This is a genomic window from Sulfitobacter sp. M13 (assembly GCF_053474885.1).
In genome coordinates, this window is the sequence record NZ_CM130281.1 from 151,960 (window position 1) to 172,893 (window position 20,934).

Consider the following 20,934-nt stretch of genomic DNA (forward strand, 5'->3'; position numbering starts at 1 on the left):
TTTGGAAATTCAGGGCCGCTCGATGGCGATCGCCGTGCCTTCGCCGCCGCCGATACATATCGCCGCGATCCCCCGTTTCAACCCGCGTTTTTCCAAGGCATTCAGCAGGGTGACGATGATGCGCGCGCCCGAGGCTCCGATGGGGTGCCCCAATGCGCAGGCACCGCCATTCACGTTCACGATGTCATGGGACAGCCCCATCTCGTGCATGAAAGCCAGGGGGACGACGGCAAACGCCTCGTTCACTTCCCACAGATCGACGTCATCTTTCTGCCAACCCAACCGGTCCAGCAGTTTTTGTGCGGCTGGAACCGGTGCCGTCGTGAAAAGCCCCGGTGCCTGCGCATGGCTGGCATGGCCAAGGATATGCGCGCGCACGGTCAGCCCTTGGGCCCTGGCCGCGGTTTCAGAGGCCAGCACCAAAGCGGCCGCCCCATCCGAAATAGAGGACGCGTTCGCCGCCGTCACCGTGCCGCCTTCGCGGAAGGCAGGTTTGAGCTGGGGGATCTTTTCGGGACGCGCGTTGCCGGGCTGTTCATCCGCCGAGACGGTCACGGAGCCCTTGCGCGTTTTCAAATCAAGCGCTGCGATCTCGCCGTCGAAGGCACCGCTATTTTGCGCCTCGAGCGCGCGCGACAGGGAGGCCAGCGCATAGTCATCTTGCACGGCACGGGTGAATTGAAATGTCTCTGCGCAGTCTTCGGCAAAACTGCCCATCAGCCGGCCCTTGTCATAGGCGTCTTCGAGCCCGTCAAGGAACATGTGGTCGATCACCTGCCCGTGCCCCAGCCGCGCGCCGCTGCGCATCTTGGGCAGGACGTAGGGCGCGTTTGTCATGCTTTCCATGCCGCCAGCGATCATGACGCCGGTGTGCCCCAATGCGATCTGATCAAAGGCAATCATCGCCGCCTTCATGCCAGAGCCGCACATCTTGTTCAGTGTCGTGGCTGGAACGTCCTCACCCAGACCCGCCTTGAAGCCCGCCTGCCGTGCCGGTGCCTGTCCCTGCCCCGCAGGCAGAACGCAGCCCATAAGCACCTCGTCCACGGTGTCCGTTCCGGCCCCGTCCATCGCGGCCTTGATCGCATGCCCCCCCAGATCGGCGGCGGTCAGGTCGGCAAAAACCCCCTGAAAACCGCCCATCGGTGTCCGCGCGGCACCTGCTATCACGACTTTTTCCATTTCGTCCCCTCCCCGGGAAATGATCATCTTTTGGTAAGGTATCGGCGTTATGCATTTAGGCATCAGGGAAACCTTGGAGATGACCATATGAAACTCTCAACCAGAACAGAAGGGCAGCTGCAAATCATATCCGTCATGGAAGACCGCATCGATGCCGCCGTTGCGCGTGCCTTTAAGGAAGCGATGCGTGACTTGGTCGAACACGCGCCGCCTGTCGTTATTCTGGATCTGGGGCAGGTTTCGTTTATTGATTCCAGCGGGCTTGGGGCGATTGTTGCCACGCTGAAACTATTGCCCCCGGGCAGTAAGTTGTCGCTGGCGGGCCTGACGCCGGCGGTGGACCGGGTGTTTCGGCTTACGCGGATGGACAGCGTCTTTTCGCTTTTTCCGACGATGGATGCAGCCATGGCCGGGTGCGCAACGGCATGAGCGCCCTGTACCGGCAAGATGACGCTGTGAAACGGGCCTCCGCACCCTATGGCTTTGAGGTCACCCTTGAAGAATCCCCCGATGCGGTATGTGCGGCCCTTGGTCATATTCGCGCAGAGGTGGCCCGACACCGCCTATCCCAAAAGAACCTGGAGGTGATCGAACTGGTGATGGCAGAAACATTGAATAACGTGGTCGAACACGCTTATGCAGGCGCGCCGCAAGCAGGGCTGATCGGGGTGCGGGGAATATATGCGGCGGATGATCTGCGGCTTCGCATCACGGATATCGGCAAACCGATGCCCGGGTTCGCCCTTCCCGCTGGAAAGCCGTTCAAACGGCATGAAATCGCAGATGTGCTGCCCGAAGGTGGGTTCGGTTGGGGGCTGATCCGGCTGCTGAGCTGCGATCTGGAGTATTCTCGCATGGGTGATATGAATCTGTTGACCCTGCGCATACCTCTTGCCGCGGGGTGAAACTAATACATAGTGTGATGCAAACGGGCGAGCGTCTTTGCTGCTCGTCGGTGTAAAGCGTTAGGCCATCGATACCCCAGTGCCTCCGAAAGCTTCGCATTGCCGCCTCAAAGGTTTCATATTTCCGCCCATTTTTGCGGGCAATGTCGGTCTTGTAGCTGCATATAGCTTCCCTCGGCGTTGCGTTTTAATAGCCCCCACCCAGTACGCAATGCCGAGGCACATTTTCCTGCCCAAATATTTTTTAAAAGATTGCCCACGCAATATCGCCCACGCTAGGCTCGCCCGAATGCTTTGCAACTGAGGGCCTACATCAATGCGCGATTTTCACCTTCCCGGACGTTCCCCTGTTTTGGCCCGCAACGGCATGTGCGCCACGTCCCATCCCCTTGCGGCGAAAACCGCTATCGACATTCTGGAACGCGGTGGCAACGCGATGGACGCCGCGATTGCAGGGGCCGTGTTGTCGGGGATTTGCGAACCGCAGATGACGGGGATCGGCGGCGACTGCTTTGTGCTTTATTCGCCCGCGGGCAGCGAAGAAGTTCATGCGTTGAACGGTTCAGGCCGCGCGCCCGCTGCGCTGGACGCCAGCCATCTGCGTGACGCCGGTGAAACGAACGTACCCCTGCGCAGCGCCCATGCCGTCACGGTTCCTGGCGCGATCGACGCCTTTTGCCACCTGTCTGAAAGTGTCGGCACCATGGGTCTGGATGCGCTTCTTGCCCCAGCGATCCGCTATGCCGACGAGGGCGTGCCCGTCGCGCCGCGCGTCGCTTTTGACTGGGGGAACGACGCGGACACCTTGCAAGGGGCTGCGCGTGATTTCTACCTGTCCGGTGGCCAGCCCCCCAAGACCGGCGACATGTTCCGTGCGCCTGGCCAAGCAGAGGTGCTGCGCCGCGTCGCCAAAGACGGGCGGGATGCTTTCTATTCCAGTGAGATTGCCGAAGATATGGTCGCGTCCCTCAACGCCCAAGGCGGGCTGCATACGGCAGAGGATTTCGCCGCCGTGGCCTGCACCCCCGGCGACCCTATTGCTACGCGTTATAAAGATGTCGAGGTGCTGGAGCATGCGCCGAACGGTCAAGGGGCCACCGCGCTGTTGATGATGAACATGCTGTCGCATTTCGACATCGCATCAATGGACCCGTGGGGCGCAGAGCGTGTGCACCTAGAGGCGGAAACCGCCAAACTGGCGTATGATGCACGCAACCGCTTTTTGGCCGACCCTGATCACACCGCGCGGTTGGCCCATATGCTTGCGCCCGAAACGGCGAAGCAACTGGCGGGCTTGATTGATGTAAAGAAAGCCATGCCCGACCCCGTCGCCCCGTCCGAAGCGGTGCATAAGGACACGATTTATATCACCGTGGTGGACAAGGACGGCATGTCGGTGTCGCTGATCTATTCGATTTTCCACGGCTTCGGGTCCGGTATCGCGTCGGATAAGTTCGGCATCCTGCTGCAAAACCGCGGCGCGGGCTTCACGCTTGAACAGGGCCATGCGAACGAACTGAAGGGCGGCAAGCGCCCGATGCACACGATTATTCCGGGGATGATCAAACGCGACGGCAAGGTGATTATGCCCTTTGGCGTGATGGGCGGTGCGTATCAGCCCAACGGCCACGCGCGGTTTGTTTCCAACCTCACCGATTTCGGGATGGACCCGCAGTCCGCGATCGATGCGCCACGCGCGTTTTCCGACAAGGGCACCCTGAAGGTAGAGCGCGGCTATAGCGATGCGGTCCGCGCGCAACTGTCAGATATGGGCCACAAAGTCGCGATTCCCGACACGGCAATCGGCGGTGCGCAGGCAATCAAGCTGCATGATAGCGGGTTGCTAGAAGGGGCGAGCGATGCACGCAAGGACGGATGTGCCTTGGGCTATTGAACAGGGCGGCATGGCGCGGATGATCCGCGCTGTGCCTCAGTTCAGCTGGAAGTGCAGCGGATAGGCACCGTCAGTGAACGGGCCGAACAGATCAGGGATGTCGGGGTGGTCTACCGGCTCTCCCGAGTAATCAGCCACGAGGTTTTGTTCAGAGACATAGGCCACATAATAGCTCTGCTCGTTTTCGGCGAGCAGGTGATAATACGGCTGGTGCTTCTCTGGGCGGCTGTCTTCGGGGATCGCCTCGTACCACTCTTCGGTATTGGCAAATTCGGGGTCCACGTCAAAAATCACCCCTCGGAAGGGATGTTTTTTGTGCCGGACGATTTGGCCCAAGTGATATTTCGCGCGCGTTCTTATCATAACTTCGGTGCACCTACCGTTCGTTCGTAGTCCCTTCAAGGGGCTTTTGTCCAATCCTGCCACGCCAAACCAAGGAAACAGTTCGTGAACGCATCCCATGTACGATGGACAGATTGCAGTTGTGATCTGTTTGAACAGCCAGTGTAGTCCTGAAAGCGGAGGGCCGGATTTTGATGTCTCGACCCTATGGCGTGACGCCTTAGTCCTAGCAGACCGGCCCAGCACCATCCGTTGGCCGCCCGTTCTGGATTGAAAACAATGGCGAAATACAGGTTGCCAAATATGCGGGCCGGTCGTTTTGCGCATGCCGTGGTGTGTGGAAATACCGCTCATACTGGGGTTTCTAGGGTAAATTTCTGGTGGGCGTCTGGCGGCTGATCTGATAAACTAAGGACAATAAAAACACGAAAAATGTGAGAGGCCGATGAGCAGAACCTTTTGCGCCCTGATAATTGCTGTGCTTTTGGCATCATGTAGTGGCGGCCCGACAAGCGCCCCACGAGACCTTGATAATGCATGTGCGATTCTCAAAGAGCGCCCAGAATACTACCGTGCATTCCGTGCAGCCGAACGCCGTTGGGGTGTGCCTGTGCATGTGCAGATGGCAACGATCCATCAAGAAAGCAAATTCATTGCGGATGCCCGTACGCCGTTTCGCTATGTGATCGGCGTCATCCCCATGGGCCGTCAGTCCAGCGCCTTTGGCTATAGCCAAGCGCTTGATGCGACATGGGATGAATACCTTGCCGAATCCGGCGGTTTTCGCGCCAAGCGGGACCAGATCAACGATGCCTCTGATTTCATGGGCTGGTATATGAACAAGAGCCGGGAAAAGAACGGTATCGCGCTGCATGACGCCGAAAACCAGTATCTTGCCTACCACGAAGGCAACACCGGCTATGCGCGCCAAAGCTATAATTCCAAACCTTGGCTGGTCGCTGTGGCCCGCAAGGTACGTGCGCGGTCTGATATGTACCAACAGCAGATCGCAGGGTGCCGTTTGTCACGTTGGTAAGCCACCCGACACCGCATAAAGAAAGGGCCCCTCGCTGATGCTGGGGGCCCTTTTTCGTTTAGCGGTTCGTTTTGCCGGGGCTGCCGACATCAAACAGGCTGTTAGACAGGCTGCCGCCCTTTTGTAGATCACCCAGAACGACCGTGGTTCGCGTGCCATTGCCATCGTTGATGATCCACTGGCGCAGCTCTACGGGGCTGCCGGTGAACTTTAGTTCGATGTTACCGTATTCAGGATGCGCGGGATCTTGGGCGCGTACGGTGGTCGCGGTGCCATCATAGCTGTGGCCCGTGACCATCTTGGCCTGACCGAGGTTCACATTCGCCGCCAATATGATCGACAGCGGGGTCTTGGACAGGGGATATGTCTCTGCCGGCTGGTTCGATTTCTTGTCATAGATGACGACGGTGTTGCTGCCCGCGATAACAGTACCGGAATCCGGCGCGTTATATTCAAAGCGCACCTTGCCCGGACGCTTGATATAGATCGTGCCCGTGCTGATTGATCCGTCATCGTTGATCTGGGTGAATTCGCCCTTGGCGGTCTTCAGTTTATTCAAATAGCCGGAAATCTCGTTCAGCGGCAGTTTGTCGGCGGCGGCGGGCATCACAGCCGCGAGCCCCAAGCCTATGGCCAGTACGGTGGTTGTCACAAAACGCATCATAGTCTTCCTATTCTTATTCCAGTGCCTTGCCTTGCCTTGCCTTGCCTTCGACATAGGGTTTCGCATCATGATATACGATATCACGCAGCAGGATATCGCTTAACACGGCGCAAATGCAAAAGGGGTCGGCCTGTTCCCAAGCCAACCCCCAACGTCGCTATGACGTTCCGATAAATTTTGCCGGTTAACCCTGTTCTGGTATCAGGATTTCGCGTTTGCCCACATGGTTCGCCGGCGAAACGAGGCCTGCGTCCTCCATCTGTTCGACCAGACGTGCCGCCTTGTTATAGCCGATGCCCAGTTTACGCTGGATGTACGACGTCGAACATTTGCGGTCCTTTGCAACGATGGCGACAGCAGTATCATACTGTGCGTCTTCGCCGTCAGTGTTCCCGCCAAGACCTAGTACTGCGTCGATGCTGCCCTCTTGGTCGTCAGACGGCCCTTCGACCACGCCCGATACATAATCGGGTTCGCCGTATGCCTTAAGGTGGTTCACGATCTCTTCGACTTCTTCATCGCTGACGAATGGCCCATGGCAGCGCACAATCTTGGACCCGCCTGCCATGTACAGCATGTCCCCCATGCCAAGCAGCTGTTCCGCCCCCATTTCGCCAAGGATGGTGCGGCTGTCGATCTTGGACGTCACTTGGAAGGAAATCCGGGTGGGGAAGTTCGCCTTGATCGTACCGGTGATCACATCGACCGACGGACGCTGTGTTGCCATGATCAAGTGGATACCGGAGGCCCGCGCCATTTGGGCAAGACGCTGGATACAGGCTTCGATCTCTTTGCCTGCCACCATCATCAGGTCCGCCATCTCGTCGACGACGACAACGATGTAGGGCAGTGCCTCGGGCTTGAACTCATCCGTCTCAAAGATCGGCTCGCCCGTATCATCGTCAAAACCGGTCTGAACAGTGCGGCTGAACATTTCGCCCTTGGCCAAAGCATCGCGCACGCGGCCGTTATAGCCCTCGATGTTGCGGACGCCCATCTTGGACATCTTGCGATAGCGCTCTTCCATCTCTCCTACGGTCCATTTCAGCGCGACAACGGCCTTTTTCGGGTCGGTCACAACAGGGGACAGCAGGTGCGGGATGCCGTCATAGACGGACAGTTCCAACATCTTGGGGTCGATCATGATCATCCGGCACTCTTGCGGTGTCAGCTTGTAAAGCAGCGACAGAATCATCGTGTTGATTGCAACCGACTTACCCGACCCCGTCGTCCCCGCAATCAGCAGGTGAGGCATCTTGGCAAGGTTCGCAACGATAGGATCCCCGCCAATGTCTTTGCCCAGGGCCAGCGGCAAGCGCATGGTGCTGTCGCCGAAATCACGGGCAGCCAGAATTTCGCGCAAGACGACTTTCTCGCGGTTTTCGTTGGGCAGTTCGATCCCGATCACGCTGCGGCCCGGCACGGTGGAAACACGCGCCGACAACGCCGCCATCGAGCGCGCGATATCGTCTGCCAGACCGATCACACGGCTCGCCTTGAGGCCCGGTGCCGGTTCGAGTTCGTACATGGTGACAACCGGTCCGGGACGCACGGCGACGATTTCGCCCTTCACGCCATAGTCGTCGAGAACGTTTTCCAGCATGCGCGCGTTCTCCTCCAGCGCGTCATCGCTCAGATGAAGACGTTCAACCGTGTCGGGGCTTTCCAACAGGTTCAGAGGGGGCAGCTCGAACCCGGGATGCGTGTCCTCAAAGGTCAGCGCAGGCTGCGCCTCGACCTGAGCCTGCTTGCTGGGTTGAACCGGTTTGCGGACCAGCGGCTGCACCACTTTGCGTGGTTGCGCGACAGGGATCTGCATGGCCGTGTCGGGCTCTGCCTCTTGCAAAGGCAGCTGGCTGTCGAACATTGGATCATCATCCAGAACCGCCATATCCGCATCGTAGTCGGGTTCGGACGGGGTCAGCTCAAGCACAGGCCGTTCGGCGATCAAAGGGCTACGGCTTGCGCTCAAAGGGGGCTCTGCCCGGGTAGGGGAGGGGGCCTGAGCACCGGTGAGCGGGGGTTCTGCACGATGGCCACCCCGCGCTGTGGTATCCAGCAGCAGTGGATCGGGACCACGCCCGCGACCGCGTGTCAAAGGCGCGGTGGACGGGGTGTGCACGCCGCCGCCTTTGCGCACACGGCTTTTAATCACATCGGCGATCTTGGATTTGATGCGGTCATCGCTCGGACCTTCGTCCAGTTCCGGATCGGCCCATGTTTCGACCAATTCAGGTTCGGGCAGCGTATCGGAACGTTTGACCAGTGCCGGCATCTTCGACAGCAAACCGGTTCTGGGCGCAGGTGCAGGCGCATTATCATAGGCCGACGCATCGTTATAATACCCTTGGCTTGCAGCAAACTCAGCGTTCTCTTCGGCCTCTATGCGGTTGCGTTCGCGACGTTCCAGCTGACGTGACTGAAGCCCCTGTGCCGCTGAAACCGCACCCGAAGCACCGCGTCCCAAGAGGGTCATCAAACCGGCATAGCCCATGATCAGCCCCACCAGCATGAAGCGGAACAGGCGTTGCAGTTCAAGTCGGGTAAAGCCGAAGACAAAGGCACCGAACACGAGGATCGATACGCCCATGAGCAGCGACATCAGCTTGATCGTAAAGGTCGACCCGATGGGTAGAACGGTCAGGATGACCCCCATCACGGTATCACCGAACAGCCCGCCCAAGCCAAAGCTGTGGGTTTGCAGCCAAGCCGCATCCGGCGTCAGGGTCGCGCCATAGATCGAACAGAGCGCGACGCCAATCGGGGCAAAAATCAACCGGCCCACTGCGCGTTCTTCGCCACGGTGCAGGGCGAAACGTACGCCCCACGCCAGCAAGACTGCCGCAACAGACCACGCGCCCCAGCCCACGATCATGAACAGCGGTGCCGCGATCGATGCGCCCATGCGGCCCAGCCAGTTTTGAACCGGCGCATCGGTCGAAACCATCCAGTTCGGATCATCGGGGGTGTAGCTGCCAATCATCATCGCGGCCATCAGGCCAAGGGCTATCAACCCAAGTCCCAGCAATTCCTTGCCGCGCTTTTCGATCGCTTCTGCCATGTTTGTGTCCAGCAAAGGGTCGCGCCCACGTGTCTGATATGCCATTGCTCTGATCCCTCGTCTTACTCTGGATAGAGACAGCGGCGGATCGCTTCGATCCCGCGCGTCGTCTCTTCTTTTGGGGCGACCATCGCCACCCGAATATACTGTTTACCGGGGTTTTCGCCGTTTACGGTTTGCGCCAGATAGCCGCCCGGCAGCACCCGCACGCCGGTTTCACGCCAAAGTTTCAGTGCCGCAGCCTCGTCATCCTCGACCGGCAGCCACAAAAAGAACCCTGCCTCGGGGCTTTGGTATCCGGGAACATTGCCCAGAATCCGGTCGGCGACTTCGTATTTTTCGACATACAGCGCGCGGTTCTCGGCCACATGGGCTTCATCGTCCCACACCGCAGCAGAGGCCGCTTGCAAGGGCTGCGGCAGCGGCGCACCGGCGTAGTTTCGCAGCTGCTTGATCTCGCGCATGGTATTGACACCTGATGCCGCAAAGCCGGACCGCAGACCGGGCAAGTTCGACCGCTTTGACAGCGAATGGAAAATCACCACACGGTCCGGATCAGCGCCGACCTCTTGGGCGACCTGCAACGCACCGACGGGCGGCGTGTCGCGGTAGATTTCGGAATAGCATTCATCCGCGAAAATCTTGAAATCGTATTTTTCAGCCAAAGCGATCAGATCGGCCCAATAGTCACGGGTGGCGACAGCGCCCTGCGGGTTGGCGGGCGAACAAATATAGGCCGCTGTGGTCCGGTTCAACACGTTTTCGGGCAGATTGGCAAAATCGGGCAAATGGCCGGTATCGCGCGTCGCGGGGACCATGACCGGATCAGCCGCACCGGAAATCGCGGCGATCATATAGACTTGATAAAACGGGTTCGGCATCAGAATGGCCGGCTTCTGGCCGTTCTTCGTTTCCGGACACACGGCCATAACCGCGTTATACAGCCCTTCGCGGGTGCCATTCAGCGGCATGACCTGCGTATCTGCGTCCACCGCCACGCCGTAGCGCCGGTTGATCCATCCGGCAATCGCACCACGCAACTGGGGTGTGCCATCGTTTGCGGGATAGCTGATAAACCCAGCCGCATTTTGCGCGATCACATCGGTGACCCACGCCGGAAAAGCATGTTTCGGCTCGCCAATCGTCATATGGATCGGCGTGCCACCGCCTTCATGCGCATCAAGCAATGCGCGCAGGCGCGGCCACGCGTGGGCCGGAAGGTTCGAAAACCGCTCGGGGTACATCATTTCACTGCCTCGGGTTCGGGATCATTCATGCCCCGTTTGTTCCAGAGTACCCAAGGGCTTGCCCCGCGTCCAGACATTGCAGGACGCGGGGCAGCGTTTGTGTCATTTAGGCCAGTGCTTCCTCGGCGGCTGCGGCGACGCGCAGCAGATGCTCTTCGCCGTAGGGCGTGCCCATCAGCATAAGGCCGCAAGACGGGGTACCGGTGGGCAGCGTCACTGCTGCTAGCCCCATAAGATTCCCGATACGCGTGTTGCGCAAGGTCATGAGGTTGGCCGAAACATAGTAGTCGTGTTCCGTTTCCAACCGGTCCAGTTTCGGCGGCAACAAGGGCGCGGTGGGGATCAGCACGGCATCAAAGCCCGCCACAGCTTTTAGGTACTCGACGCGGATTTTATCAATTTTCGCCCAGGCCGCCACATAATCGGGACCGGAGTGGGATTTCCCCAGACGAAAGCGTTCAAGGATTTCGCCGTACATCGCATCCGGATTCGCCTCGATCACGTCACGCCACAGCCCATAGGCCTCGGCAGTATAGAGACACCCGCTGAGCGGCATCGCCTCGTGCAGCACCTCAAAGCTGATGTCCTCGATCACGGCTCCCGCATCTTTCAACCGCGCGACCGCATCGTCGAAAGCCGTCGCGGGGGCTTCATCGATATCGTCAAAGGCCACCGTCCGCAGGATAGCAAAACGGCGTCCTTCGATTTCAGTGCTGCCCAGGTCCATCGGTTTTGAGCCTTCGGTGAGCGCCAGCAGCAGGCTTGCATCCTCTACCGACCGGCAAAGCGGCCCAACGGTATCGAACCTGGCGGCCAAGGGCACGACGCCCTCAAGCGACACACGGCCCGATGTGGTTTTCAGCCCCACCAGATCGTTCCACGCTGCAGGCACGCGCACCGATCCCCCCGTGTCAGAGCCGATCGCCGCCGCCGCTAACCCGAAAGCGACAGAGGCCGCGGCCCCCGAGGATGACCCGCCCGCAACAGCGGCTTCGTCGTTCACACAAGGCGGCGTGGCGGTGCTGGGGTTATATCCGAGCCCCGAAAACGCCAGTTCGCTCATGTGGGTTTTGCCAAGACAGACTAGCCCCATTGCCGTCGCATTCGCCAGCACACGTGCGTCGCGGTCGGGCACGCGGTCTTTTAGCAGGGCGCTGCCTGCCTCTGTCGCGACGCCCGCTGTGTCAAACAGGTCTTTCCAGCTGATCGGCACACCATCCAGCAGTGACAGACGCTGGCCTGCGCGGGCGCGATCCCGCGCGGCACCGGCTTCGGTCAGCGCACGGTCAGCCGTCACGCGGGCATAGATACGGTCCCGCAGCGGGTGTGCGTCAATCGCGTCAAGATAGGTCTGGCACAGCGTAACCGGGTCAATCTGGCCGTCACCGATGCCCCGTCCCAGATCTGCGGCTGTCATGGATAACCACTCTTGCATGTTGTTTCCTCGAATAATGCTATGGAAAAGGGACGGTAGCGACGCTAGCGCGCATGGACAATCCCTGCTGCACGCCCATATCTAAAGCTATGGATTTTGATACAGATATCGCAATCGTTGGTGGCGGGCTGAACGGCCCTACCCTTGCCTTGGCCTTGGCACAGATCGGCCTGCGGGTCACGCTGATCGACAGGCTGCCTGCCGCCATGCGGGAAGATGCGGCGTTTGACGGGCGATCCTATGCGCTGGCGCTGACGTCGACGCGGATGCTGGGCGCGCTCGGCCTATGGGATGATGTGAAATCCCACGCGCAACCGATGCTCGAGATCAAGGTGACGGACGGGCGCGCGGGCGAAGGCCCCTCCCCTTTCTTCATGCATTTCAATCACGTGGAGATCGAAGAAGGGCCCATGGGCCACATGGTCGAAGACCGCCATCTACGGCGCGCCCTGGCGGATGCTGTCAGCAACGAGCCACTGATAACGCGGCGGGATGGTGAAACGGTTGTCGCGCAGGACGCGGCACCCTCGGGTATCACCCTGACCTTCGCAGACGGCAAGTCCCTGCGCGCACGGCTGGTTGTCGGCGCGGATGGCCGCGCATCCGGTACCGCAATTCGTGCGGGGATCAAGCGGATCGGCTGGGACTATGCGCAAACCGCGCTGGTCTGCGCCATCGCTCATGAAAAACCGCATCACGGTGTCGCGCACCAGTTCTTTATGCCACCCGGCCCGCTGGCGATCCTGCCGCTCACTGACAACAGGTCGTCCATCGTCTGGAGCGAAACCGCTGCCGGTGCCGCACATATCAACGCGCTGCCAGACGACGGATATCTGGACGTGCTCCGCCCGAGGTTCGGTGACTTTCTGGGCGAGATCTCCCTTGCCGGCGCGCGCTACACCTACCCGCTGAGCCTGTCATTGGCGCACGCGATGATGGCCACGCGTGTCGCGCTGCTGGGGGATGCCGCGCACGGCGTACATCCGATTGCCGGTCAGGGATTAAACGCCGGTATGCGCGATGTCGCCGCATTGGCCGAAGTCATCGCAGATGCGCACCGACGCGGGCAGGATATCGGCAGCACCACAGTGTTGGAACAGTACCAGCTGTGGCGCCGGTTCGATAACACCGCGCTGGCCTTGGCGACAGATAGCTTCAACAGGCTGTTTTCGAACGACAATCCGCTATTGCGTCTGGCGCGTGATGTTGGAATGGCAGCGATCAATGCGCTGCCCGATGCGCGGCGTGGCTTTATGCGCGAGGCCGCAGGGCTGACCGGCACCCTGCCCCGTTTGATGCAGGGCAAAGCGCTATAGCGCAGTGCCAGCATCATCTGAAATTCAATCGATAATCCGCGCCTCGTCGACCAGCATCACGGGGATACCGTTGCGGATCGGATAGGCCAGGCCGGCGGTTTCAGAGATCAGCTCTTGTTTGTCGGCATCATAGGTCAGACGCATCTGGGTGCGGGGGCAAATCAACGCCTCTAGCATGCGGCGGTCAAACTGTATCTCTTCGGCGTTCAATTCATCATCTCCCCTTCTTGGCCACCACGCAGGGTGTATTCGATCAACGTCAACAGCGTCTCGCGTCGGGTAGACAGGGAGGGCGCTTCAAGCAAGGCCTGTTTGTCCTCACTGTCCAGATCAAGCATCATCGACAGCGAGTTGATCAACAGTTCATCGTCGGCCTCTTGCAGCGTATCCCAATCCGCCGACAGGTTGCGTGCATCGAAATAGCGGCTAAGTTTGTTCAAGAAGGTATCACGGTCGAACGTGCCGTCCTGTTCATCCTTGCCAAGGTCGCGTTCGAACCCGTCCCAGCTGACATCGCAGCGGCGGTATGGGGCAAAGCCGTCGACCTCTTTCACCACACGAAAGCGCGACATCCCCGCAAGGGTGATCATATAGCGCCCGTCCTCGGTTTCAGAGAACTGGGTGATCCGCCCTGCGCAACCGATGGTCTGCAGTCCCGGGCCTTCGCGGCCCGGCACGACATTAGGCTGCACCATGCCGATCAACCGTCCCGGCGTTTTCAGGCAGTCTTCGATCATCTGCAGATAGCGCGGTTCAAAGATGTGCAGCGGCAGCCGCGAGCGCGGCAGCAGCAAAGCGCCCGACAACGGGAAGATCGCGATTGTGTCTGGCAGGTCTGATTGCTGTATCATGTTAGATTACCTAGGGCGCAGCCCGCCTTATGCAAATATCATCGAGCTAAGTTTGCGACGGCCATTTAACGCAATGGGATCGTTCGCTTTCAGCGCATCGAAAATGGTGAAAAGCTGGGTTTTGGCGGCGCCATCATTCCACTCACGGTCCTTCCCAAAGAGCGTTAGCAGCTGATCCACGGCGGCTTGGGTATCGCCGTGCGCCTGAAGCGCCTGCGCCAGATCGAAACGGGCCTGCATGTCGTCGGGGTTGGCATCAACCGCGGCCTGAAGCTCGGCCACCGGACCGGCATCCGCCGCCTGTCGCGCCAGTTGCAGCTGTGCATGCGCTGCTTCAAGCTCGGGCGCTTTGGAAATTTCCATCGGGGCGCCATTCAGATGGGCTTCGGCCTGATCCAGCTGCTCCAGCGCGATGTACGCACGCACCATGCCGCCATAGGCACCAGCGTGGTTCGGGTCTTCGCCCAAGATCGCAGTAAAGGTGTCCAGCGCGTCTTGGGCAGCGCCCTCGGCCAACATGTCATCAGCCGCGGCCACAGCTTCGGAAAGCTCTTCGCCAGGGGCTTCGCCGCCACCTGCCTTGATCACGCGATCGATAAACGCCTTGATCTCGGATTGTGGCAAGGCCCCCTGAAACCCGTCAACAGGCTGGCCTTTGAAAAAGGCATAGACCGTCGGGATCGATTGAATCTGCAACTGCCCCGCGATCTGCTGGGCTTCGTCGACGTTAATCTTGACCATCTTGACCGCGCCTTTGGCCGCGCGCACCGCGTCTTCGAGCATCGGACCAAGCGTCTTGCACGGGCCGCACCAAGGGGCCCAAAAGTCGACAATCACCGGCACGGTTTGCGACGCCTCGACGACATCGGCCATGAACGTCGCTTCGGTGGTATCTTTGATCAGATCGGCATCACCGGCGGCAACGGGGGAAAGGTTCAAATCCATCATATCAAAATCCTCGCTTGGGGTTGCCCTTTATATGAGGGCGCGTCTGTCTATTTCAAAGGTCGAATGTCGCAAAGACCGGCGCGTGGTCGCTGGGCTTCTCCCATCCACGGGCTTCGCGTAGCACACGGCTGGAATGCGCCGCACCCGAGATATCGCCCGTGGCCCAGACATGGTCCAGACGGCGCCCTTTGTCGGCAGCATCCCAATCTTTGGCCCGGTAGGACCACCAGCTATACAGGTTGCCTTGGGGGACATCTTGCCGCGTGACGTCGACAAAACCGCCCGCGTCCTGGGTTTCGGCTAGTTTTTCGACCTCGATGGGGGTGTGGCTGACCACTTTGAGCAGCTTCTTGTGGTCCCAGACATCATCCTCGCGGGGGGCAATGTTCAGATCACCGACCAGAATGGATTTCTCGGGCTTGTCGCCATGAAACCAGTCGCGCATATCCGCCAGATAATCGAGCTTTTGGCCAAACTTCTCGTTCACCTCGCGGTCAGGCACATCGCCACCCGCTGGCACATAGAAGTTGTGCACTGTCACCCCGTTCTCGAGCTTGGCCACAACGTGGCGGGCATGACCAAGGGTGGCAAAATCATGACCGCCGGCATCAACCAGCGGCAATCGCGACAGGATTGCAACACCATTGTATCCTTTTTGCCCACGCGCCACCATATGGGTATAGCCTGCTTCGATAAACGCGGCGGTCGGGATCTTATCAACGGGGCTTTTGCATTCCTGCAAGCACAGAACGTCGGGCCCATGTTCTGCCAGCAACTTAAGCACAATCGGTTCGCGCAACCGGACAGAGTTGATATTCCATGTGGCCAGCGTGAATGGCATGAGGCAGCTCCCTTGGGTCAAATCGCGCACACCCTACCGCGAAATGAGCGGTATCCACCATGCCGAATTCCAGAGACTTTGGAGTGCAGACAAAAAAAGACCGGGCACAAAGGCCCGGCCTAGTCCAACAGGGAGGTATGTATCATTTCCCGGATACAAACTTCGGGTTCAAACCGATCGACGGGTCATGAAAACCCCGTCTCTCGAAGGAATAACAACCGGACCCGCTTTGGGTTCCGAAATTAAGAAACAATTCTGTATCCACCTGATTCCGTTAGAAGAATCCGCGCATTCGAAGGATCGGGTTCGATCTTTTGGCGCAGACGGTAGATGTGCGTTTCCAGCGTATGCGTCGTGACACCGGCGTTATAACCCCAGACCTCGTGCAACAGCGTATCGCGCGGCACCACACCGGCCCCAGCCCGATAGAGGAATTTGAGGATATTCGTCTCTTTTTCGGTGAGCCGGATTTTCTTGTCGTCCTCGGTGATCAAGATCTTGGCCGAGGGCTTGAACGTATAGGGACCAAGCTGAAAAATCGCCTCTTCGGATTGTTCGTGCTGCCGCAGCTGGGCGCGAATACGCGCCAGCAGTACGGGGAACTTGAAGGGCTTCGTAACGTAATCATTCGCGCCCGCATCCAAACCCATGATCGTGTCGGCGTCGCTGTCGTGCCCCGTCAACATCAGAATGGGGCTTTTGACGCCCTGCGTGCGCAGGTCGCGGCACAGATCGCGGCCATCGATATCCGGTAGCCCGACATCCAAGATCACCAGATCATACAGCGCTTCGGCGGCGCGGGTTTTAGCATCCGCACCATTGCCTGCTTCGAATACATCAAAGTCGTCGGTCAGCAATAACTGCTCGCTCAGCGCTTCGCGCAGGTCGTCGTCGTCATCTACGAGCAAAATTTTCTTTAGCTGGGCCATATCAACTCATCCTCTACAACTGACTTACAGATGTGTTCACAAACCCGTGCACACAAGAGCAGCAGGCATTTGATCACAGGACCGTGCGAAATTGTCGCGCAATGTTTCAATCCTCGCGCATCTGCACTAATAAATGTGACAACATAACATGAAAGATTACAAATCATGGTTTTTGGGCCCGACATTACCGAACAACTGGCACGCGCCCGCGCCGATCTTCGTTTGGGCGTTCCCATTGTACTGGCCGGATCGCGTCCGGTTCTGGTAATGGCCGCCGAAACGCTGACGCCTGCGCGCTTGACCGGGCTGCTTGCACTGGGCGGCGAACCGGTGCTGGCGATCACTTCGCGTCGGGCCGAAACTCTGAAAGCGCACGCCTATGATGGCAGCTTTGCACGGGTGCTATTGCCGCATGATGCCGCTTTGCGGTGGGTTAAATCCGTTGCCGATCCTGCCGACGATTTGCGCAACCCGATGAAGGGCCCCCTTGCCTGCGCCCGCGGCGGCGATGCGACGCCACATGGGTTGGCGATCGATCTGATAAAATCGGCACGGCTACTGCCCGCCGCCGTGATACTAGACCTTACAGACGCCGCGCAATTCGCGGTGCAAAATGGCCTGACGGTGATTGATCTGAACGCGGCCAAACCGATCCTCGCCGCCCGCAGCCCGCTGCATCCTGTAGTCAACGCCCGCCTCCCGATGGAAGTGTCAGAGGCAGGACGTCTGCATATTTTCCGCCCCGATGATGGCGGAGAAGAGCATTATGCCATCGAAATCGGCCGCCCCGACCGTAGCAAACCGGTACTGGCACGGCTGCATTCTGCCTGCTTTACCGGCGACATCATGGGCAGCCTGAAATGTGATTGCGGGCCGCAGCTTCATGCGGCGATGGCCCAAATGGGGTCCGAAGGAAACGGCGTATTGCTGTATCTGAACCAAGAGGGGCGCGGCATTGGGTTGACCAACAAGATGCGCGCCTATTCCCTTCAAGATCAGGGATTTGACACCGTCGAGGCCAACCACCGTCTTGGGTTTGAAGATGACGAAAGGGATTTTCGTCTGGGCTCGGATATCCTGAAATCGATGGGGTTTTCATCGGTACGCCTGCTGACCAATAACCCCCGTAAGGTCGAGATGATGGAGGCAAGCGGCGTCAAAGTGGCAGAGCGCGTCCCATTGAAGGTGGGCGAAAACCGTCACAATCACGCCTACCTTGCGACGAAAGCCGCTAAATCCGGTCACCTGCTGTGACGCCCGACGATCTGGTCCTCACGCGGCGAGGCGTCCGGTTTCAAGGGCGGTTGTACCCCTGCACGATTGGCAGAACCGGCGTTACTGACACCAAACAAGAGGGCGACAAGGCCACGCCCGCCGGCATTCACCGCATTGTCGGGATGCTATACCGGCCCGACCGTATCTCCGCCCCCGTGCCGTGGGCCGCGCCCATCGGGCCGCGCGATCTTTGGTCAGATGATGTGACACAGCCGGATTACAACAGCCTTGTACAAACCCCCTACCCGCACAGCTACGAAGCACTGCGCAGGGCTGACCCGCTTTATGATCTGGTGATCCTGACCGATTGGAACTGGCCCAATGCCGTGCCGGGGCGTGGATCTGCGATCTTTATCCACCAACAGCGCCGCCCCGGATATCACACCGAAGGCTGCGTCGCGTTTTCACGCGCGCACCTTCATCAAATAGCGACACGGCTGACCCGCCATAGCCGTTTAATCGTCTAGCAGGCAGCCTTAGCCCGCGCTGCGTTCCCCAAAGATGGCAGAGCCGACGCGCACATGGGTCGCACCAAGCGCGATGGCCTTTTCAAAGTCGCTGCTCATCCCCATCGACAAGTCGCCTACCCCGTTTCGCGCCGCAATCTTGGCCAGCAACGCAAAATGAAGCGCGGCTTCCTCGTCGACCGGCGGGATACACATCAATCCGCGCACGGGCAGATCAAGCGACTGACATTCCTTGATAAACGCATCCGCATCTGCCGGTAGAATGCCTGCCTTCTGTGCCTCTTCGCCGGTGTTCACCTGCACGAACATATCAGGGCAGTGGCCCAGTTCCTGCGCCAGCCGCGCGAATGTTTGGGCCAATTTAGGACGGTCGAGCGTGTGGATCACGTCGAACAGCTCCATCGCGCTGCGCGCTTTGTTACTTTGCAGCGGGCCGATCAGGTGCAAGCCCACTCCGTCATACTGTTGTTGAAAGGCGGGCCATTTGCCTTCGGCCTCTTGCACGCGGTTTTCGCCAAAACAACGGTGCCCTTCGTCCAGCACAGCCGCCACGCGGGCGTCCGGCTGCACCTTGCTCACCGCAATCAGTTGGACGCTGTCCGGCGTGCGGCCTGCGTCAGCTTCGGCTTTGGCGATGCGGGATGTGATGTCGTGCAAGCTCATGTCAGTCGGCCCTCGTTGTTAAGGGCGCACAGAACAACAGCTTGGCGCAAAAGAAAAGGGGCAGACCAATGGCCCACCCCTCTTTTAGACTGTTGCGTTCAACTTAGAAGTTGAAGCGAACACCCATGTCTGCAATCGTATGGCCCGCAAAAAGCTTCGCAACACCACCACGGAGCGACGTGCCGCCACCCAAGTCGTGGTTGAAATCGATACCGTAACCAGTGTTCTGCGTCGGCGTACCAAAGATGGTGTCCGCGTCAGAAATGTAGGCTTCGATATTTGTTGCTGCGCCAACATCAAAGCGTGCAGCCAACGTGAATTGTTCACCGTCGGTGCCGTTATCTGCCCAAGCAAGGGAAACAAACGCTGGACCGATGTTACCACCAGCAGATGCTGCCAGTTCCGTATCGGACGCACTGTTGGAATCTTGACCACCCAGTGCAAATGTCCAACCGTTCCATGCGTATGCAACATGTGCTGCAACACGCTCGTTTGCACCGTCTGATGCGGACACATGAACTGATAGGTCGCCAGCGGAGTACATAACCTCGACTGCGTTGTTGGTCGAAGCCGCGCCAGCACCGTCGGAGTCGTACGCGTCACCACGAAACTGGTAGGGTGAGTATTCGTATTGCAAACCGGTCAAACCCAAGTCGATCGGGTACATGCCAGGCATGAATTCCAAAGCGCCGAAGATGTTACCAACACCAACTTCTAAACCGCCGGAACGGGCAAAGAAACGGGGCGCGTTGATACCAGTACTGTTGTACGAACCATCACCAGCAGGTGGTACGAAAATCTCGTCATTTTCCTGCTCGATCCGCACACGCGCACCAAACGTAACGCCAGCGTCCGATTCGGCTGTGGCGTCGATCTGAAGGCGGAAGCGGCTGGTGATATCCACAGAGCTGTCGCCAGTGCCGTCATCGCCGTATGTCTGGGCGATACCGTTGGCACCCGCTGCGCTTGAATATATAACACCAAAACGGCCGTAGCCGCCGAATGTAACGTCTGCAGCTGCAACGCCGGCGGTCGCAACCAGAGCTGTTGTAGCGAAGAGAACTTTTTTCATGAGTTATCCCTCGGTTTGAATTCATATGCCCATACCGGGGAATCCGGTAGAGGTATGAGTGTGTTTTCAGCGTTTGCCTTTGTTTTGGCAAGGATCGCGGAGGCCCCCACAACATTGGGCAAAACTGTGATGCAGCTATGTCACAGTCATATTCGCGCCCGAAAGTCGCCCAGACCCAGAAGGCAAGAGCACAGTCGCCCCATACTCTAGTATATACAGACATTGCGCTTGCCGACCGAACCCTGCTTGGATAGACCTGTGCGCAAACAGGCAAAGGACGGTCGAGATGGTGCGCAGTTCGGTATTCAAATCTACACTAGCCCTCGTGGCGGTCTTGTCGCTTGGCGCATGCGGCGCGCTCAACTTCGGCCCGCCCGCAGAGCGCGATCCGAATCTGGGCCTATCCTCCACCAACCCGAACTATGTCGAGATGGATCCGGACAATACAATCTGGTCGATCTTCAACCGTAAGAATACCGACACCAGCGTCTCGGTGAACAAGTACCTGTGGTCTGCGTCGCTTGAAGTGCTGAACTTCCTGCCGGTGCAATCCATTGATCCCTATACCGGGGTGATCGTCACGGGCTATGGCACGCCTCCGGGTGGCAGCCAGTCCTACCGCGCGACTGTCCTGATTGACGACCCTGCCCTTGATGCACGGTCCTTGAACATCGCGCTGCAAACCCGCGGCGGTCGCACGGTGAGCAAAGCCACCTCTCGTGCTGTCGAGGATGCGATCCTGAGCCGAGCGCGCGAGATGCGCATCGCCGACGCCAAATTCTAAGCCCGCACCCGTCCCTTCCCCA

21 protein-coding genes are annotated in these 20,934 nt (G+C 59.0%); 8 read left to right on the forward strand and 13 right to left on the reverse strand.

Annotation, left to right across the window (positions count from 1 at the left end):
- Positions 1-9: 9 nt before the first annotated feature.
- Complete coding sequence (locus ACVBAU_RS00680; RefSeq protein ID WP_448327307.1) at positions 10-1,182, reverse strand: thiolase family protein; 1,173 nt, start codon at positions 1,180-1,182, stop codon at positions 10-12.
- Between the two features lie 87 nt (positions 1,183-1,269).
- Here ACVBAU_RS00680 and ACVBAU_RS00685 point away from each other — a divergent pair, with 87 nt between their 5' ends.
- The 3 genes from ACVBAU_RS00685 (at position 1,270) to ACVBAU_RS00695 (ending at position 3,981) form a co-directional block, all read left to right on the forward strand.
- Positions 1,270-1,611, forward strand: coding sequence for an STAS domain-containing protein (locus ACVBAU_RS00685; protein ID WP_448327309.1), 342 nt, complete (start codon positions 1,270-1,272; stop codon positions 1,609-1,611).
- 26 nt (positions 1,612-1,637) lie between these two features.
- The gene (locus ACVBAU_RS00690; RefSeq protein WP_448327311.1) at positions 1,638-2,087 is read left to right on the forward strand and encodes an ATP-binding protein; all 450 of its coding nucleotides are present in this window, start codon (positions 1,638-1,640) and stop codon (positions 2,085-2,087) included.
- A gap of 316 nt (positions 2,088-2,403) precedes the next feature.
- Positions 2,404-3,981 carry a gamma-glutamyltransferase family protein gene (locus ACVBAU_RS00695; protein ID WP_448327312.1) on the forward strand — a complete coding sequence of 526 codons (1,578 nt, stop codon included), beginning with the start codon at positions 2,404-2,406 and terminating at the stop codon, positions 3,979-3,981.
- Between the two features lie 36 nt (positions 3,982-4,017).
- Here ACVBAU_RS00695 and hspQ read toward each other — a convergent pair whose 3' ends face one another.
- On the reverse strand, positions 4,018-4,344 hold the full coding sequence (hspQ, locus tag ACVBAU_RS00700; protein ID WP_138924847.1) for a heat shock protein HspQ: 327 nt from the start codon (positions 4,342-4,344) through the stop codon (positions 4,018-4,020).
- A 424-nt stretch (positions 4,345-4,768) separates the two neighbouring features.
- On the opposite strand from hspQ, the gene ACVBAU_RS00705 reads away from it, so the two are divergent.
- Positions 4,769-5,359 (forward strand): transglycosylase SLT domain-containing protein, encoded by a 591-nt coding sequence (locus tag ACVBAU_RS00705; RefSeq protein ID WP_171048952.1) that lies wholly within the window; start codon positions 4,769-4,771, stop codon positions 5,357-5,359.
- Positions 5,360-5,417: 58 nt separating this feature from the next.
- Here ACVBAU_RS00705 and ACVBAU_RS00710 read toward each other — a convergent pair whose 3' ends face one another.
- From ACVBAU_RS00710 to ACVBAU_RS00725, 4 genes are all read right to left on the reverse strand, one after another.
- Positions 5,418-6,020, reverse strand: a complete 603-nt coding sequence (locus tag ACVBAU_RS00710; protein ID WP_138924845.1) for a LolA family protein — start codon at positions 6,018-6,020, stop codon at positions 5,418-5,420.
- Between the two features lie 187 nt (positions 6,021-6,207).
- Positions 6,208-9,129, reverse strand: a complete 2,922-nt coding sequence (locus tag ACVBAU_RS00715) for a DNA translocase FtsK 4TM domain-containing protein (protein WP_448327314.1) — start codon at positions 9,127-9,129, stop codon at positions 6,208-6,210.
- A gap of 17 nt (positions 9,130-9,146) precedes the next feature.
- A complete protein-coding gene (locus tag ACVBAU_RS00720; protein ID WP_448328865.1) occupies positions 9,147-10,328 on the reverse strand; it encodes an aminotransferase class I/II-fold pyridoxal phosphate-dependent enzyme in 1,182 nt (393 codons plus the stop codon).
- A gap of 109 nt (positions 10,329-10,437) precedes the next feature.
- Positions 10,438-11,766: an amidase gene (locus ACVBAU_RS00725; protein ID WP_448327316.1), complete on the reverse strand. Its 1,329-nt coding sequence runs from the start codon at positions 11,764-11,766 to the stop codon at positions 10,438-10,440.
- Positions 11,767-11,855: 89 nt separating this feature from the next.
- On the opposite strand from ACVBAU_RS00725, the gene ACVBAU_RS00730 reads away from it, so the two are divergent.
- Positions 11,856-13,082 (forward strand): UbiH/UbiF/VisC/COQ6 family ubiquinone biosynthesis hydroxylase, encoded by a 1,227-nt coding sequence (locus ACVBAU_RS00730; RefSeq protein WP_448327317.1) that lies wholly within the window; start codon positions 11,856-11,858, stop codon positions 13,080-13,082.
- A gap of 24 nt (positions 13,083-13,106) precedes the next feature.
- Here the strand turns inward: ACVBAU_RS00730 and ACVBAU_RS00735 are convergent, their stop codons facing one another.
- The 5 genes from ACVBAU_RS00735 to ACVBAU_RS00755 all read right to left on the reverse strand — a co-directional run bounded on the left by ACVBAU_RS00735 (position 13,107) and on the right by ACVBAU_RS00755 (position 16,651).
- Complete coding sequence (locus ACVBAU_RS00735) at positions 13,107-13,259, reverse strand: Trm112 family protein (RefSeq protein WP_171048985.1); 153 nt, start codon at positions 13,257-13,259, stop codon at positions 13,107-13,109.
- 29 nt (positions 13,260-13,288) lie between these two features.
- Positions 13,289-13,933, reverse strand: coding sequence for an LON peptidase substrate-binding domain-containing protein (locus ACVBAU_RS00740; protein ID WP_138924840.1), 645 nt, complete (start codon positions 13,931-13,933; stop codon positions 13,289-13,291).
- A gap of 27 nt (positions 13,934-13,960) precedes the next feature.
- Positions 13,961-14,881, reverse strand: a complete 921-nt coding sequence (trxA, locus tag ACVBAU_RS00745; protein ID WP_138924839.1) for a thioredoxin — start codon at positions 14,879-14,881, stop codon at positions 13,961-13,963.
- Positions 14,882-14,933: 52 nt separating this feature from the next.
- The gene (locus ACVBAU_RS00750) at positions 14,934-15,722 is read right to left on the reverse strand and encodes an exodeoxyribonuclease III (protein ID WP_448327320.1); all 789 of its coding nucleotides are present in this window, start codon (positions 15,720-15,722) and stop codon (positions 14,934-14,936) included.
- A 242-nt stretch (positions 15,723-15,964) separates the two neighbouring features.
- Positions 15,965-16,651: a response regulator transcription factor gene (locus ACVBAU_RS00755; RefSeq protein WP_448327322.1), complete on the reverse strand. Its 687-nt coding sequence runs from the start codon at positions 16,649-16,651 to the stop codon at positions 15,965-15,967.
- 165 nt (positions 16,652-16,816) lie between these two features.
- On the opposite strand from ACVBAU_RS00755, the gene ribA reads away from it, so the two are divergent.
- A complete protein-coding gene (gene ribA, locus ACVBAU_RS00760; protein ID WP_448327323.1) occupies positions 16,817-17,905 on the forward strand; it encodes a GTP cyclohydrolase II in 1,089 nt (362 codons plus the stop codon).
- Complete coding sequence (locus tag ACVBAU_RS00765; protein ID WP_448327325.1) at positions 17,902-18,393, forward strand: L,D-transpeptidase family protein; 492 nt, start codon at positions 17,902-17,904, stop codon at positions 18,391-18,393. The genes ribA and ACVBAU_RS00765 overlap by 4 nt, the downstream gene beginning before the upstream one ends.
- 9 nt (positions 18,394-18,402) lie before the next feature.
- Here the strand turns inward: ACVBAU_RS00765 and ACVBAU_RS00770 are convergent, their stop codons facing one another.
- Positions 18,403-19,056, reverse strand: a complete 654-nt coding sequence (locus ACVBAU_RS00770; protein ID WP_448327327.1) for a YggS family pyridoxal phosphate-dependent enzyme — start codon at positions 19,054-19,056, stop codon at positions 18,403-18,405.
- A gap of 103 nt (positions 19,057-19,159) precedes the next feature.
- Positions 19,160-20,128, reverse strand: coding sequence for a porin (locus ACVBAU_RS00775; protein ID WP_448327329.1), 969 nt, complete (start codon positions 20,126-20,128; stop codon positions 19,160-19,162).
- A 286-nt stretch (positions 20,129-20,414) separates the two neighbouring features.
- Between ACVBAU_RS00775 and ACVBAU_RS00780 the strand changes: the two genes are divergently transcribed.
- A complete protein-coding gene (locus ACVBAU_RS00780) occupies positions 20,415-20,912 on the forward strand; it encodes a DUF3576 domain-containing protein (protein WP_448327330.1) in 498 nt (165 codons plus the stop codon).
- Positions 20,913-20,934 lie beyond the last annotated feature (22 nt).

What these genes read in the sequence shown, in the direction of transcription:
- ACVBAU_RS00680 (WP_448327307.1), bottom strand. Translation starts at nt 1,182, where the DNA reads ATGGAAAAAGTCGTGATAGCAGGTGCCGCGCGGACACCGATGGGCGGT.
- ACVBAU_RS00685 (WP_448327309.1), top strand. Translation starts at nt 1,270, where the DNA reads ATGAAACTCTCAACCAGAACAGAAGGGCAGCTGCAAATCATATCCGTC.
- ACVBAU_RS00695 (WP_448327312.1), top strand. Translation starts at nt 2,404, where the DNA reads ATGCGCGATTTTCACCTTCCCGGACGTTCCCCTGTTTTGGCCCGCAAC.
- hspQ (WP_138924847.1), bottom strand. Translation starts at nt 4,344, where the DNA reads ATGATAAGAACGCGCGCGAAATATCACTTGGGCCAAATCGTCCGGCAC.
- ACVBAU_RS00705 (WP_171048952.1), top strand. Translation starts at nt 4,769, where the DNA reads ATGAGCAGAACCTTTTGCGCCCTGATAATTGCTGTGCTTTTGGCATCA.
- ACVBAU_RS00710 (WP_138924845.1), bottom strand. Translation starts at nt 6,020, where the DNA reads ATGCGTTTTGTGACAACCACCGTACTGGCCATAGGCTTGGGGCTCGCG.
- ACVBAU_RS00715 (WP_448327314.1), bottom strand. Translation starts at nt 9,129, where the DNA reads ATGGCATATCAGACACGTGGGCGCGACCCTTTGCTGGACACAAACATG.
- ACVBAU_RS00720 (WP_448328865.1), bottom strand. Translation starts at nt 10,328, where the DNA reads ATGTACCCCGAGCGGTTTTCGAACCTTCCGGCCCACGCGTGGCCGCGC.
- ACVBAU_RS00725 (WP_448327316.1), bottom strand. Translation starts at nt 11,766, where the DNA reads ATGCAAGAGTGGTTATCCATGACAGCCGCAGATCTGGGACGGGGCATC.
- ACVBAU_RS00730 (WP_448327317.1), top strand. Translation starts at nt 11,856, where the DNA reads ATGGATTTTGATACAGATATCGCAATCGTTGGTGGCGGGCTGAACGGC.
- ACVBAU_RS00735 (WP_171048985.1), bottom strand. Translation starts at nt 13,259, where the DNA reads ATGCTAGAGGCGTTGATTTGCCCCCGCACCCAGATGCGTCTGACCTAT.
- ACVBAU_RS00740 (WP_138924840.1), bottom strand. Translation starts at nt 13,933, where the DNA reads ATGATACAGCAATCAGACCTGCCAGACACAATCGCGATCTTCCCGTTG.
- trxA (WP_138924839.1), bottom strand. Translation starts at nt 14,881, where the DNA reads ATGATGGATTTGAACCTTTCCCCCGTTGCCGCCGGTGATGCCGATCTG.
- ACVBAU_RS00750 (WP_448327320.1), bottom strand. Translation starts at nt 15,722, where the DNA reads ATGCCATTCACGCTGGCCACATGGAATATCAACTCTGTCCGGTTGCGC.
- ACVBAU_RS00755 (WP_448327322.1), bottom strand. Translation starts at nt 16,651, where the DNA reads ATGGCCCAGCTAAAGAAAATTTTGCTCGTAGATGACGACGACGACCTG.
- ribA (WP_448327323.1), top strand. Translation starts at nt 16,817, where the DNA reads ATGGTTTTTGGGCCCGACATTACCGAACAACTGGCACGCGCCCGCGCC.
- ACVBAU_RS00770 (WP_448327327.1), bottom strand. Translation starts at nt 19,056, where the DNA reads ATGAGCTTGCACGACATCACATCCCGCATCGCCAAAGCCGAAGCTGAC.
- ACVBAU_RS00775 (WP_448327329.1), bottom strand. Translation starts at nt 20,128, where the DNA reads ATGAAAAAAGTTCTCTTCGCTACAACAGCTCTGGTTGCGACCGCCGGC.
- ACVBAU_RS00780 (WP_448327330.1), top strand. Translation starts at nt 20,415, where the DNA reads ATGGTGCGCAGTTCGGTATTCAAATCTACACTAGCCCTCGTGGCGGTC.